The organism is Bradyrhizobium pachyrhizi, assembly GCF_029714545.1.
GTDB classification, from domain to species: Bacteria; Pseudomonadota; Alphaproteobacteria; order Rhizobiales; family Xanthobacteraceae; genus Bradyrhizobium; species Bradyrhizobium pachyrhizi.
Genome location: NZ_CP121667.1, coordinates 6,935,518 through 6,948,610 on the forward strand (window position 1 = coordinate 6,935,518; position 13,093 = coordinate 6,948,610).

The window sequence follows — 13,093 nt, forward strand, 5'->3', positions numbered from 1 at the left end:
GACGAGATTGGGTCAAAATCGCAACCGCAACGGTGCTGCGCTCCCTCTCCCCGTTCTTACGGGGAGAGGGTTGGGGTGAGGGGCCGTCTCAGCATATTCGGCGACCGCCGCGTTTGCGGAGATTTCCCCCTCACCCGGAACGCATCTAACGATGCGTTCCGACCTCTCCCCACGCGCGGGGCGAGGTGAAGCGGAGCCCGTTGCTCGATTCAAAATAAACTCATCTTGCGCTAGCAGCTCGCGTGCGGCGATAGGGCCTACCCGAACCTGACATCGTAGCGCTTGATCGACAACTCCTTGGTGTCGATCTCGGGTTGCTTGCCGGAGAGCATGTCCGCCAGCACCCGGCCCGAGCCGCAGGCCATGGTCCAGCCGAGCGTGCCGTGGCCGGTGTTGAGGTGCAGATTGGCAAAGCGCGTTGCGCCGATCACCGGCGGGCCGTCCGGCGTCATCGGGCGCAGCCCGCACCAGAAGGTGGCCCTGGGAAGGTCGCCGCCGCGCGGAAACAGGTCGGTCAGCGAATGGTCCAGCGTCGCGCGCCGCGCGGCGTAGAGTTTGGTCGAATAGCCTGAGATCTCCGCGGTGCCGCCGACGCGGATGCGATCGCCGAGCCGGGTGATCGCGACCTTGTAGCTCTCGTCCATCACGGTCGATTCCGGCGCGCCGGACGCGTCCTTGATCGGAACGGTGATCGAATAGCCCTTGACCGGATAGACCGGCAGCGAGATGCCGAGCGGCCGCAGCAGGATCGGCGAATAGCTGCCGAGCGCCAGCACATAGGCGTCCGCCGTCATCATTCCAGCGCTGGTCGCGACGCCGGTGATCCGGGTGGTATCCGCATTCAGTCCGTCGATGCCGACATTGAAGTTGAAGCGCACGCCGAGCTTCTCGGCTTCCAGCGCCAGGGCCTGCGTGAACATGTGGCAGTCGCCGGTCTCGTCATGCGGCAGCCGCAGCCCGCCGGCGAATTTTTCCTTCACACCGGCCAGCGCGGGCTCGGCGGCGATGCAGCCCTCGCGGCCGAGCACTTCGAACGGCACGCCGTACTGCTTCAGCACCGCAATGTCGTCGCCGGTGTGATCGAGCTGGGCCTGCTCGCGAAACAGCTGCAGCGTGCCGCGCGCACGCTCGTCATAGCGGATGCCGATCTCGCTGCGCAGCGCCTGCAGGCAGTCGCGGCTGTATTCCGCGATCGGGATCATCCGGCTCTTGTTCACCGCGTAGCGCGACGTCGTGCAGTTGCGCAGCATCTTCAGGAGCCAGAGCCACATCACGGGATCGAGCTTGGGGCGGATCACCAGCGGGCCGTGCTTCATCAACAGCCACTTCACCGCCTTGACCGGCACGCCGGGGCCGGCCCAGGGCGATGAGTAGCCCGGCGACACTTCGCCGGCATTAGCAAAGGAGGTTTCCAGCGCGGGCTTGGGCTGACGGTCGATCACCGTCACCTCGTGACCGGCGCGCGCAAGGTAATAGGCAGAGGTGACGCCGATCACGCCACTGCCGAGAACAAGGACCTTCACTTTTCCTCACATCCTGCAGCGAAAACGCAATCGCCGCTGCGAAACCACTCTGCTTCGCAACGGCGACAGCAATTTGTAGAGCTAGCTAATATCTAGCTAGCAATTATCAGGCCACGCGCTTGATGGAGTCGCCAAGGATCGAGACGATGTCGTCGATATGCGACTTCTCGACGATCAGGGGCGGCGACAACGCCAGCGAGTCGCCGCTCATGCGGAAGTAGAGGCCGCGATTGAAGCAATCGACCATGATGTCGTAGCCGCGCGCGCCGACGGCACCATCGCGCGGCGCGACTTCGACCGCGCCCATCAGGCCCTGATTGCGGATGTCGACCACGTTCGGCAGGCCCTTCAGCGAATGCAGGGCATCGCGCCAGTAGTCGGCGAGCGAGGCGCCGCGGGTCAGCAGAGCCTCGTCCTTGTAGATGTCGAGCGTGGCAAGACCCGCCGCGCAGGCCACCGGATGCGCCGAATAGGTGTAGCCGTGGAACAGCTCCATGGCGTTGTCCGGACCAACCATCAGCCCGTCGTGGATCTGGCGGCTGGTGAACACCGCGCCGCACGGCACGGTGCCGTTGGTGATGCCCTTCGCGGTTGTCATCATGTCGGGCGTCACGCCGTAGAAGTTGGCAGCGAACGGGGTGCCAAGGCGGCCGAAGCCGGTGATGACCTCGTCGAAGATCAGGAGGATGCCGTGCTTGGTGCAGAGCTCGCGCAGGCGCTGCAGATAGCCCTTCGGCGCCGGCAGCACTGCGGTCGAGCCCGGCACCGGCTCGACGATTACCGCCGCGATGGTGTCGGCGCCATGCAGCGCCACCATCCGCTCGACGTCGTCGGCGAGCTCGGCACCGTGCTCCGGCTGGTCCTTAGCGAAGGCGTTGCGGGCGAGATCATGGGTATGACGGATGTGGTCGACGCCGGGCAGATGGGTCGCGAACTGGCGGCGGTTGGCGACCATGCCGCCGACCGACATGCCGCCGAAGCCGACGCCGTGATAGCCGCGCTCGCGGCCGATCAAACGGGTGCGGCTCGGCTGGCCGGCGGCGCGGTGATAGGCCAGCGCGATCTTCAGCGCGGTATCGACCGATTCAGAGCCCGAATTGGTGAAGAAGACGCGATCCAGCCCCTTCGGGGCGATCTCGGCGAGCCGCTCGGCGAAATCGAACGCCAGCGGGTGGCCCATGTTGAACGAGGGCGCGAAGTCCAGCGTCGACAGCTGCCGCTCGACCGCGGCCGCGATCTGCGGGCGGCCGTGGCCGGCGTTGACGCACCACAGGCCGGCTGAGCCGTCGATCACCTGCCGGCCGTCGACCGAGGTGTAGTACATGCCCTTGGCGGAGGAGAACAGCCGCGGCGCCTTCTTGAACTGCCGGTTGGCCGTGAACGGCATCCAGAACGAGTCGGTCTTGATGGTGTTCGGAATCTGATGAACGGTCACGGCGGCGCTCCATTGCTGACTGACGGTAGTCGGACCACTCTTCCAGGCGCTCAACAAGTCCTTTTCTGCTGCATCGCAAGCCATTGATCTTGTTGAGGCGGTCTGCCAAGATTTGTTCGATCCGCAACACCTGCAACAGGGATTTGCCAAGGGGACTGCCATGAGCGTCGACATCGGCGGTCGGCTTCGATTCATCCGCGCGCGGCACAAGCTGTCGCAGCGCGAGCTCGCTAAGCGTTCCGGCGTGACCAATTCGACGATTTCGCTGATCGAATCCAACCAGATGAACCCGTCGGTCGGCGCCCTCAAGCGCATCCTCGACGGGATTCCGATGGGGCTCGCCGAATTCTTCGCGATCGAGCCGGAGCGGCCGCGCAAGGCGTTCTATCGCGCCGACGAGCTGACCGAGATCGGCAAGAAGCCGATCTCCTATCTGCAAATCGGCGACAGTCTGTTCGGCCGGGCGTTGCAGATCCTGAAAGAGCGCTACGAGCCCGGCAGCGACACCGGCCGGGTGCCGCTGGTGCATGAAGGCGAGGAAGGCGGCATCGTGATCTCGGGCCGGCTCGAGGTCACGGTCGACGACGAGCGGCGGGTGCTCAACGCCGGCGACGCCTATTACTTCGAAAGCCGCCGCCCGCACCGCTTCCGCTGCATCGGCGCCAAGCCGTGCGAGGTGATCTCGGCCTGCACACCGCCGACATTTTGAACCCGGCGCGCGCAGCGGGCGACCCAAGCCGCCGGGGGCCGCATGGCGCGGCTGGGTGAAGAGCCAGACGCAGCAATATCCGGAATTCCTGCACCCGGCCTGGAACAAGCAGAGCTCCCAGGTTCACTTCACCGTCGATGCGCGCGACCACGTCGACGGATTGCAGCGCGAACGCCTGGCGCTGCTCGAAGGCTTTGACGACAAACGCGGCGGGCTTGCCGGCATCTGGCTCGCCCATAACGCCATCATCAAGATCACCACCGAGAGCAACGGCGCCGTGAAGGCGATGGGATGGAAGTGGGACCAGGGCGACTGGAAGGCCGGCTGCGACTACGAGATGACGGGCAAGATCGGCGGCGGCACGTTCCGCTCCGACGAGCAGCGCAAGAATCCCGACACGCTAGAGCGCGACCACGCCATGCTGATCGTCAACCGGCAGGACGATCTGTTCGCGACGAAGCGCTACATCAATCGGACCGGAAAGGCTCTGATCACACGACAGTATTACAGATCGCGCGTCTGCCGGTCGCCCCACGCAATAACGGCGGCAATTGTGGCGAACATCGCTGTGACCGCGATCATGACAAGGATAGTGTCGAGAGGCATGGGTCGTCTCCTGCATATCATGGAGAGACCTAGCGCGCCTGCGCGCGCATCGCCTTGTGCTGGATCAAAAAGCCGACGCCGAAGCGTCAGCTCGCGCCGCTCAGCTTGAGCCGTTCGAGGTCGAGCAGCCGCACGCCATCGGGCACGATCAACACCACCTTCTCGCGCGCAAGGCGGGTCAGCGTGCGGCTCACTGTCTCGATGGTGAGACCGAGATAGTCGGCGATGTCCTGCCGGCTCATCGGCAGCGGCACGGTGACGGACACGCTTCCGATCCGGGCGTATCGCGTCTGCATGTTGAGCAAGAATGCAGCGATCTTTTCCTCGGCACTGCGCCGTCCGAGCAGCAACATCTGGTCCTGCGCCAGGCTCAACTCGTGCCCCGCGAACTCATGCAGGCGGCGCAGCAGATGCGGCTTGCCGTCGACATAGGCGAGGAACGCCGATCGCACGAAACGGCAAACCGCGACCTCGTTGACCGCCTCCGCGGTGACGCCGTAGCGGTCCTGCAGCGCAAGTCCGAGGAAGTCGCCCGGCAGCGCGAAACCCACGATCTGGCGGCGGCCGTCGGGCAATGATTTGTAAAGCCGCACGACCCCGTCGGTGACATTGAACACGCTGCCCGCCAGCGCACTCTGCTCGAACAGCGTCGTTCGCGCCGGAACCTGCTTTGCCTGGCTGATCCGGTCGAGCTCCTCGAGCTCGGACGGCTCCAGCGCAGCGCAGACGCTGAACAGCCTGACCTTGCAGTCCTCGCAGCCATTCGTGGCGCGGCCGTGCCTGCAGTCGGAACGCGTCGCGCCTGCACACGAATCCTGCAGTGGCTCGGCAATGCTCATGGCTTTGGGTGTCCGCTTGGTTGGGTGCTTGACACTATCAACCCCGATTTGATCTGGATCAACCGCCGGCGGCATTGATGCAGATCAATGCTGCGCCGCGCTTTCCCCAGCAGTTTCGCCATCATCGGGGAATCCGGCGATGAACGAGCAATTCCAGGCACTTCCGATCGACCATCAGCATGCGATCGTGGCCTATCCGCTGGTGTTCATGCATGATGCCAGTATTACCACGGATCAGTGGCTGCGGTTCGTGCGCCGGCGCTGCCGCGGCAGCTCGCCCGAGACCGGGCTGATCGCGATCCGCGATCGCCGCGGCGTGATCCATGCCCTGTTCAGTTACCGCATCGACAACGACATGCGCGTCCGCAAGCGCCTCAGCATCGGCGACCTGATCGTCGCGCATCTGCCCGGCTCGCGGATCGACGACGCGGTGTCGAACGTCATCGCCGAGGTTTCGGCGCAATACGGTTGCCAGATCGTCACCATCGAGCAGCCATTCGCAACGCGTCATGCGCGGCACGCCGGATGCCCGACTGCTGAGGCGCTGCGCCACCATCGGCGCGTCAACTGACGTCGCGCTGCTTGGTCGTTCGGAGCCAGCCGCCGAAGGTGCCCTGCTCCGTTGCCGCCGTGGTCGTGCGGGAGTAGCCTTGCGGCGACTGGAAGGTCCGACTGTCGACGGTGCCACCGCATGCGCATCATCCTGATGTTCGTCGCTATTCTGCTTGGCTCGCTCGCTCCCGCAGCGGCCGACGACGTCGGCGCCGCGCAGGCCGTGATCCGCGCGCAGGAGCAGGCGTTCGGCCGCGACGACGCCGCGGCGGCCTATTCGCACGCCGCGCCGGCGATCCGGCAGATCTTTCCGCAGGCCGACATCTTCATGTCGATGGTGCAGAACCAATATGCGCCGGTCTATCGGCACAGAAGCTTCGAGTTCGGCGAGGCGCGCAGCGACGGCGACCGGATCGCGCAGCGCGTCAATATCGTCGACGCCAATGGCGAGGCGTGGGAGGCGCTCTACACGCTGGAGCGGCAGGCCGACGGCAGCCTGAAGATCACCGGCTGCTCATTGCTCAAGGCCGGCCAGTCGGTGTGATCGAGAATCATGCCAGCGCCACCCGCTGCCGCGCCCGCATCATGAGCAGCAGGATGATGCTGACATTGAGCAGGTTCCAGGCGAGGCCGTTGGCGAAGGCGGCGGCATAGGAGCCGGTGGCGTCGAAGATCACGCCCGAGATCCAGCCGCCAAACGACATGCCGAACACCGAGGCGAAGATCACGATGCCGATCCGCGTCGCGGCCTCCGACGCCGGCATCGCCTCGCGCACGATGATCGCGTAGCTCGGCACGATGCCGCCCTGGAACAGGCCGAACATCGCCGAGATGATGTAAAGCGAGGTCAGGCTGTCGAAGAACAGATAGAACAATAGTGCCGCGCCTTGCGCGATCGAGCCGATCAGCAGGGTGCGGATACCACCGATCCGGTCGGCGAGGAAGCCGGAGCCGATCCGGCTGATGATGCCGAAGCCGAGCATCAGCGACAGCATCTCGGCACCGCGCGCCACGCCGTAGCCGAGATCGCCGCAATAGGCGACGATGTGGACCTGCGGCATCGACATCGCCACGCAGCAGGAAATCGACGCGAGCGACAGGATCGCGGTCAGCGCGTTGGTGGAAAGCTTGAGGTCGACCCGGGGCGGTGCCGCGTTGACATGACTGCGCCTGGTCGCTGCGCCCATCAACACGCGCAGCACCATGAGCGCAAGCAGCATCGAGACCGCGGTGAAGATGCCGATCGCAACATGGGTGGTGCGCCAGCCGACACTCTGCATGCCGAAATTGACCAGCGGCGGCCACACCGTACCGCCGACGTAATTGCCGCTCGCGGCGATCGCGACCGCGAGGCCGCGGTAGCGCTCGAACCAGTGCGACGCCTCCGCCATCAACGGGCCGAAGGTCGCCGCCGACGACAGGCCGATGGCAAAATGCAGCAGGATGAAGGCCCAGATCGACGGCGCGTAGCCGGCGCCGACATAGCCGAGGCCGAGGATGCCGATCCCGGCGCCGATCGCCGCGACGATGCCGTAGCGGTCGCTGATCTTGCCGGTCACGACCTGGCCGAGGCCGAAGCCGAGCATCACCATGGTGAAGGCGAGCGAGGCCGTTCCGCGGGTCGCGCCGAAATCGGTCTGCACCACCGGCAACGCCACCACGACCGACCACATGCCGACGCTGCCGAGCGAGCCGATCACCACGGCCACGACGAGGCGCAGCCATGCCCGGCGCGAGTCGGGAATGAACGTAGCGACTTCAGGGGAATATTCAGAAGAAATTACCACGGCAGGCGGAACTTCGTCGGCATTTGCCTCCGGGTCAAGCCACATTGCCGAGAGATTAGGCATGCGCGAACAACGGGACGCGCGTCCTGCGACGAGAAAGTGAGCCGGATCAATCGCCGAAATTGGGATCCTGCGACTGGAACGGGCCGCACTTCGCGTGCTTTGCGAACCGCTGGTCGAAATCGACGGTGCCGCCAGTGACCGGTATGCGGGTGGGCGGCAGGCCCCGGAGGTATTGATCGACGGTCACGGTCTTCTGGTCGGTGCTCAACGTGACACGCACCGGCTCAAGCGGCTTGCCCTTGTTCACGTCGGTCAGATCGAGCGTGTAATAGCCGATGACGGATTGTCCGCCCCGCATATGGCGGTCGACCGAGAGTGGCAGATACACCTCCATCCGGACGCCCTCGCCGTCGCAGGTGATCATGCGGATCATCACCGCCTCGGCGCCGGGCGGCTTGGCGGCTACGGCGGTCGCACGGCAAATGCAGCAAACGGAAATAGCTGCGACGAGGCCGCGTCGCACCAACGCATATCCGTCAGGCACTGCAACGGTACGGCGCATCGGTTCTGACATCCGGCATCCCTGAGCAAAGACGTTCAATTTGCGTTTGGTCGGACGCCGGGCCGGGCAAGTTCAACTCCGGCGCGGTTCCTGGCGAACCCGGGAATAACGGCCGTCGAACTGTGATCCATGCTGACGAAGAAACTGCTACAATGCGAACCGGTTCACACTGGCGGCCCGCCATCCGGACCTATCATCCCGCTGGACGGCGCGCAGTTCGCAAGGTTGAAGGATCGAAGCGCTTAACTGTCGGAGGGTCATCATGCATTCGTCAGCAGAGTGGTTACCCGTTGCATCAGCGCCGTCGGACCGCGAGCTCGAAGTCTGTGTCCTCGATTATGATGGCATGGTCCACGCGCTCATGTTCCCGTGCCACCGCGACGGCGCCGAATGGGTCGACCATGCCGGCAGCAAGCACCTCGACATCCAGCCGACGCATTGGCGCAGATGGACGCAGTCGGCCAACTAGCGCCGCTGTGATCGGCCGAGGCGACCGGCGCCGATCTCGCGCCGGTCCTCACCTTGAGCTAGAATGGCGACGTGGGTTCAGGGTGGGCCAGGAGGCTCGTCATGGAATCACACGTGGTCCCTTTCGAAAATCGCTGGACCAACGGCAAGCATGCCTGGGAGTGGCATTGCGAGCTCGAGCGGCTGGGCGTGCCGACGGTCCGGACGATGTATTGCGAACATGAGACGCACCATCGCGACGAGCTTGCGGTGGTGTTCGACATTCCCGCCGGCTTCGTTCGCGACTGGCTGACCTTTCATGACCGGCGCGCCGCCCGGCAGCAGTTCTTGTGGCGCGCCAGTGTCATCATGCTCGGCATCATCGCCGCATCGGGCGTCGTGCTCGGTGCGCTCAAATAGAGGCCGCGAGCCATCCCCGAACGGCCGGACGGTCCAGCCTACCCGGCCGAACACCTGACGCCTCGGGCCTGCGACGTCCGCGCAACCCCCTCCGCGCGGCCCTTGGACGACACTTATTAACCCTTTGCTAACCATACACCCGGCAAGAATTGCCGAGTGAAGTCGAGTGTCGTCGAACGCGTCTAACGGGCGGAGATCCCCGTGAACGCCAGCGCGGTGCCTCACTTTCGGAACGGCGGCCCTACGGCCGTCGCGCAGACGCTTGGCGGCCGCAGCCGCCAGTCGCGGGGGAGAGCGGCTACCATGGTCGACGTCACGGCGGGTCAGGGCACGGCAGGCAAGAGCGGATTGCCGAGCCTCGGCGAGATCGGCGACATCCTGAAGCGCGGCGATATCGCGCTGGCGATCGGTGTCCTCACCATCCTGGTGGTGCTGATCCTGCCGCTGCCCTCGATCGTGCTCGACCTGTTCCTGGCGGTCTCGATCACGGTCTCGATCCTGATCCTGATGACCTCGCTGTTCATCCAGGCGCCGCTGGAATTCTCGTCGTTTCCGACCATCCTGCTGATCTCGACCATGCTGCGGCTGTCGCTGAACATGGCCTCGACCCGGCTGATCCTGAGCCACGGCCATGAGGGCACGGCGGCCGCCGGCCACGTCATCGAGGCGTTCGGCAACTTCGTGATGGGCGGCAACTTCGTGATCGGCATCATCGTGTTCGCGATCCTGGTGATCGTGAACTTCGTGGTCATCACCAAGGGTTCGGGCCGCATCGCCGAAGTCGCCGCACGCTTCCAGCTGGACTCGATGCCCGGCAAGCAGATGGCGATCGACGCCGACCTCTCCGCCGGCCTGATCGACGAGAAGGCCGCCAAGGAGCGCCGCAAGGCGCTGGAAGACGAGAGCGGTTTCTTCGGTGCCATGGACGGTGCCTCGAAATTCGTCCGCGGCGACGCCATCGCCGGCCTCTTGATCGTCGGCATCAACATCGTCGGCGGCATCATCATCGGCGTCGCCCAGCAGGGCCTCTCCTTCAGCGAAGCCGCCCGCACCTACACCGTCCTGACGGTCGGCGACGGCCTCGTCACCCAGGTGCCCGCGCTGATCGTCTCGACCGCCGCCGGCCTCCTGGTCTCCAAGGCCGGCATCACCGGTGCCGCCGACAAGGCGCTGATGCGCCAGCTCTCAGGCTATCCGCAGGCGCTCGGCATGTCGGCCGGCGTGATGCTGGTGCTGGCGCTGCTGCCGGGCATTCCGACGCTGCCGTTCCTGGCGCTCGGCTCCGGCGCCGCGGTGCTGGCCTGGAACGCACGCAAGCAGAAGCGGGCCGCGAAGGCGGCCGAAACGGCAGCAGCCGCCGCCCCTGCTGCGGCCGCGGCCGCCGCCGCTGCAGCCGCGGAGGAGCCGATCGCCGCCGCGCTGAAGATCGACGACCTCAAGATCGAGCTCGGCTACGCACTGCTGCCGCTGGTCAACGGCCCCGACGGCACCGATCGCCTGACCGAGCAGATCAAGGCGCTGCGCCGCTCGCTGGCCATCGAGATGGGTTTTGTGATGCCGGCGGTGCGCATCCTCGACAACGTCCAGCTCGAAGCCAACAGCTACGTCATCAAGATCAAGGAAGTCGACGCCGGCACCGGCAAGATCTGGCCGAGCCAGTTCATGGTCATGGACCCGGCCGGCAACCAGGTGCAACTGCCCGGCATCCACACCATCGAGCCGACCTTCGGCCTGCCGGCGACCTGGGTCGATGCCGGCCTGAAGGAAGAGGCCGCGCTGAAGGGCTACACCGTGGTCGACGCCGCGACCGTGCTGTCGACGCATCTGACCGAGCTGCTCAAGACCAACATGGCGGACCTGTTGTCCTACGGCGAGGTGCAGAAGCTCTTGAAGGACCTGCCGAAGGAGCAAGGCGAGCTGATCAAGGACATCGTGCCGGGCCAGGTCACGGTGTCGGGCATCCAGCGCGTGCTGCAATTGCTGCTCGCCGAGCGCATCTCGATCCGCGATCTCTCGACCATTCTCGAAGGCATCGCCGACGCGCTGGCGTTCTCGCGCAATCCGGCCACCATGGTCGAGCACGTCCGTGCCCGGCTGGCCCGCCAGATCTGTGCGCAAAACACCTCGCCGAACGGCTATTTGCCGCTGATCGCGCTGTCGGCGCGCTGGGAGCAGGCGTTTGCGGAGTCGATCGTAGGCACCGGCGACGACCGCAGCCTGGCGATGCAGCCCTCGAAACTATCGGAGTTCATGACCGCCGTGCGCAACGCCTTCGAGCAGGCGGCGCGCGAGGGCGAGGCGCCGGTCTTGGTGACGTCGGCCGCGATCCGGCCGTTCGTTCGTTCGCTGGTGGAACGGTTCCGCTCGCAGACCACCGTCCTGTCGCAAGCCGAGATCCATCCCAGGGCCCGGCTGAAGACGGTCGGCAGCGTTTAGAGCCTGTTGTCCGGAAGCGTTTTCTGCACGCGAGCCGGGTGTCCACTTCGCGCGAAAACGCGCTAGCGGCCGCAAATCACTTGCGTTTTCGTCTGTGTTTTCTCGCCACAGGCAACTGATTTATGGGGAATAGGCCGGAACGGCCCTATCTGGGATGCAGCATTCCAGTGCAAGTTCAAGATACTGATATTAAATAGCTTTAATTACCAAAGGGTCATTTTTGATCGCGGCCGATCACGTCTCATCACGGCTTTGTGATGACCTCTAGGGAACGGAATCGGCAAATCCTACGTTAGCGGGGCGCGAGACGTTGAACCGGACAACAGACCGAACCGACAGATTACCGAGAGCAGGAAGGCGGCAGGAGACTTCCATGAACCACTCGATCTACAGCGCCGATCGTATGACGCACCTGAAGATTGTGGTTGTGGCGTTGTTCGCCGGTATCCTGGTCGCGGGCTTCGGCATCGCGGCACATAATTCGTCGGATGAGGGATACACGCAGACGGCGCGGGTCATGAAGGCCGGCAAGCCCGTCGCGATCACCAGCTCCAGCAACTCGCTGGTCCGCTAACAGGAGAGTTTCACGAATTCACGTAGTGTTCTTTACAGCCCCCCAAAGTCGCTGCGTGGATATTTAAGACCCCCAACTACCCCCAAGTTGACTATCGAAAACGCCCGCTCCCCACGGGCGTTTTCTTTTTTTGCGGGTGGTCGACGTGACATCTTATCCATGTCATTGCGAGCGCAGCGAAGCAATGACGGACCACCACCATCGGCAACCTATGACGATGGGCGGCTGGCCTATCGCGGCGGCGAACCTGACGCGCCCGGCACGGTCTCGATCAGCTTCCCGGTAAAGATCGGCGCCGAGGTCGGCTGGCCGTTCGGCGAACCGCCGGCCTGCTCGACGGTCACCGCGTAGGTGGCGCCGTTGATCACGTCGGGATCGTAGCCCGACAGCACCGGCCGCGCGGTGAAATCATCGGCGCCGATCACGCCGAGCGAGCGCGGCTGCGGCAGCTTGTCGGAGATCAGCCAGAGTTCGAAACTCTTGCCGGGCTCCGACGGGGCGCCGACCTTGCGGACGGTGAAGTTCTTGGTGGCGCCGTCGATGGTCATGATGAAGGCCGGCCCGCCATTTGGCCCCTGCAGCAGCGCGACATATTGCGCCGACGGCGCCAATGCCGGCGCCGGCGTCTTCACTTCGACGGTCTGGATGCGCGGCTTCGGCCGGATCGCATTCGGCAGAGCGTCGGGCCGATAGATCTGCAGACCGAGCGTGACGAGCAGCGCGGCCGCGATCGCGGTCGCGGCCGACGCGATGCCGCGCCAGCGTTTCACGCGGCCCGTCAGCGCGGTCACGTTGCGCTCGTCGAAGATGACCCGCGGCGGTCGGGCCTCGGGCAGCCTCCGGGGCTCGGGCGACTGCGCAGGCTCCGGATCGAACGCCGAGCCGAATTCGGGATCGTCTGTGACCGGCGAAGGCGGCGGCGTCACCGTCGTGGCCGGCGTCTCCGGCAGCACCAGCGGCGCCTGCGGCGCGCTCGTGGGGCCGATCGCCGCCTTGATGTTGTCCCAGACCACCTGACGCGGCTCGACCAGGCCGACCATCTGGTTCAGCGGCCCGAGCCTGAACTGCCAGGCCTGCACCAGCGCGGCGAATTCGCTGTCGACGGCCATCATGGTCTCGACCTGCGCGCGCTCCTCGGCATCGAGCGTACCGAGCGCATATTCCGCGGCGAGCGCGATATGGTCTTCGCTATAGGCCATC

14 protein-coding genes are annotated in these 13,093 nt (G+C 65.1%); 8 read left to right on the forward strand and 6 right to left on the reverse strand.

Annotated features, from left to right (window positions below):
• Nucleotides 1-257: 257 nt before the first annotated feature.
• A complete protein-coding gene (locus tag QA639_RS32885; RefSeq protein WP_283088095.1) occupies nt 258-1,523 on the reverse strand; it encodes a D-amino acid dehydrogenase in 1,266 nt (421 codons plus the stop codon).
• Nucleotides 1,524-1,629: 106 nt separating this feature from the next.
• The gene (gene aptA / locus QA639_RS32890) at nt 1,630-2,958 is read right to left on the reverse strand and encodes an omega-aminotransferase AptA (protein WP_038377699.1); all 1,329 of its coding nucleotides are present in this window, start codon (nt 2,956-2,958) and stop codon (nt 1,630-1,632) included.
• A 160-nt stretch (nt 2,959-3,118) separates the two neighbouring features.
• Between aptA and QA639_RS32895 the strand changes: the two genes are divergently transcribed.
• Nucleotides 3,119-3,667, forward strand: a complete 549-nt coding sequence (locus tag QA639_RS32895; protein WP_050383744.1) for a cupin domain-containing protein — start codon at nt 3,119-3,121, stop codon at nt 3,665-3,667.
• A 55-nt stretch (nt 3,668-3,722) separates the two neighbouring features.
• Nucleotides 3,723-4,382: a hypothetical protein gene (locus QA639_RS32900; RefSeq protein ID WP_283088096.1), complete on the forward strand. Its 660-nt coding sequence runs from the start codon at nt 3,723-3,725 to the stop codon at nt 4,380-4,382.
• On the opposite strand, the gene QA639_RS32905 is transcribed toward QA639_RS32900, so the two are convergent.
• Nucleotides 4,360-5,112, reverse strand: a complete 753-nt coding sequence (locus tag QA639_RS32905; protein WP_050383746.1) for a Crp/Fnr family transcriptional regulator — start codon at nt 5,110-5,112, stop codon at nt 4,360-4,362. The two genes, QA639_RS32900 and QA639_RS32905, sit on opposite strands and share 23 nt — an antisense overlap.
• A gap of 139 nt (nt 5,113-5,251) precedes the next feature.
• Here QA639_RS32905 and QA639_RS32910 point away from each other — a divergent pair, with 139 nt between their 5' ends.
• Nucleotides 5,252-5,683, forward strand: coding sequence for a hypothetical protein (locus tag QA639_RS32910; protein ID WP_283088097.1), 432 nt, complete (start codon nt 5,252-5,254; stop codon nt 5,681-5,683).
• A 120-nt stretch (nt 5,684-5,803) separates the two neighbouring features.
• A complete protein-coding gene (locus QA639_RS32915; protein ID WP_028335728.1) occupies nt 5,804-6,208 on the forward strand; it encodes a DUF4864 domain-containing protein in 405 nt (134 codons plus the stop codon).
• Nucleotides 6,209-6,215: 7 nt separating this feature from the next.
• Here the strand turns inward: QA639_RS32915 and QA639_RS32920 are convergent, their stop codons facing one another.
• The gene (locus tag QA639_RS32920) at nt 6,216-7,451 is read right to left on the reverse strand and encodes an MFS transporter (RefSeq protein ID WP_050383773.1); all 1,236 of its coding nucleotides are present in this window, start codon (nt 7,449-7,451) and stop codon (nt 6,216-6,218) included.
• A gap of 109 nt (nt 7,452-7,560) precedes the next feature.
• On the reverse strand, nt 7,561-8,016 hold the full coding sequence (locus tag QA639_RS32925; RefSeq protein WP_283088098.1) for a hypothetical protein: 456 nt from the start codon (nt 8,014-8,016) through the stop codon (nt 7,561-7,563).
• Nucleotides 8,017-8,278: 262 nt separating this feature from the next.
• Here QA639_RS32925 and QA639_RS32930 point away from each other — a divergent pair, with 262 nt between their 5' ends.
• The 4 genes from QA639_RS32930 (at nt 8,279) to QA639_RS32945 (ending at nt 11,893) form a co-directional block, all read left to right on the forward strand.
• Nucleotides 8,279-8,485 carry a hypothetical protein gene (locus tag QA639_RS32930; protein WP_038377701.1) on the forward strand — a complete coding sequence of 69 codons (207 nt, stop codon included), beginning with the start codon at nt 8,279-8,281 and terminating at the stop codon, nt 8,483-8,485.
• Nucleotides 8,486-8,586: 101 nt separating this feature from the next.
• On the forward strand, nt 8,587-8,883 hold the full coding sequence (locus QA639_RS32935) for a hypothetical protein (RefSeq protein ID WP_028335731.1): 297 nt from the start codon (nt 8,587-8,589) through the stop codon (nt 8,881-8,883).
• Nucleotides 8,884-9,186: 303 nt separating this feature from the next.
• On the forward strand, nt 9,187-11,319 hold the full coding sequence (gene flhA, locus QA639_RS32940) for a flagellar biosynthesis protein FlhA (RefSeq protein ID WP_050383751.1): 2,133 nt from the start codon (nt 9,187-9,189) through the stop codon (nt 11,317-11,319).
• Nucleotides 11,320-11,692: 373 nt separating this feature from the next.
• On the forward strand, nt 11,693-11,893 hold the full coding sequence (locus QA639_RS32945) for a hypothetical protein (protein ID WP_016848568.1): 201 nt from the start codon (nt 11,693-11,695) through the stop codon (nt 11,891-11,893).
• Nucleotides 11,894-12,123: 230 nt separating this feature from the next.
• On the opposite strand, the gene QA639_RS32950 is transcribed toward QA639_RS32945, so the two are convergent.
• Nucleotides 12,124-13,092, reverse strand: a complete 969-nt coding sequence (locus QA639_RS32950) for an anti-sigma factor (RefSeq protein WP_028335733.1) — start codon at nt 13,090-13,092, stop codon at nt 12,124-12,126.
• Between the last annotated feature and the right edge of the window lies 1 nt (nt 13,093).

What these genes read in the sequence shown, in the direction of transcription:
- QA639_RS32895 (WP_050383744.1), top strand. Translation starts at nt 3,119, where the DNA reads ATGAGCGTCGACATCGGCGGTCGGCTTCGATTCATCCGCGCGCGGCAC.
- QA639_RS32905 (WP_050383746.1), bottom strand. Translation starts at nt 5,112, where the DNA reads ATGAGCATTGCCGAGCCACTGCAGGATTCGTGTGCAGGCGCGACGCGT.
- QA639_RS32910 (WP_283088097.1), top strand. Translation starts at nt 5,252, where the DNA reads ATGAACGAGCAATTCCAGGCACTTCCGATCGACCATCAGCATGCGATC.
- QA639_RS32915 (WP_028335728.1), top strand. Translation starts at nt 5,804, where the DNA reads ATGCGCATCATCCTGATGTTCGTCGCTATTCTGCTTGGCTCGCTCGCT.
- QA639_RS32925 (WP_283088098.1), bottom strand. Translation starts at nt 8,016, where the DNA reads ATGCGCCGTACCGTTGCAGTGCCTGACGGATATGCGTTGGTGCGACGC.
- QA639_RS32930 (WP_038377701.1), top strand. Translation starts at nt 8,279, where the DNA reads ATGCATTCGTCAGCAGAGTGGTTACCCGTTGCATCAGCGCCGTCGGAC.
- QA639_RS32935 (WP_028335731.1), top strand. Translation starts at nt 8,587, where the DNA reads ATGGAATCACACGTGGTCCCTTTCGAAAATCGCTGGACCAACGGCAAG.
- flhA (WP_050383751.1), top strand. Translation starts at nt 9,187, where the DNA reads ATGGTCGACGTCACGGCGGGTCAGGGCACGGCAGGCAAGAGCGGATTG.
- QA639_RS32945 (WP_016848568.1), top strand. Translation starts at nt 11,693, where the DNA reads ATGAACCACTCGATCTACAGCGCCGATCGTATGACGCACCTGAAGATT.
- QA639_RS32950 (WP_028335733.1), bottom strand. Translation starts at nt 13,092, where the DNA reads ATGGCCTATAGCGAAGACCATATCGCGCTCGCCGCGGAATATGCGCTC.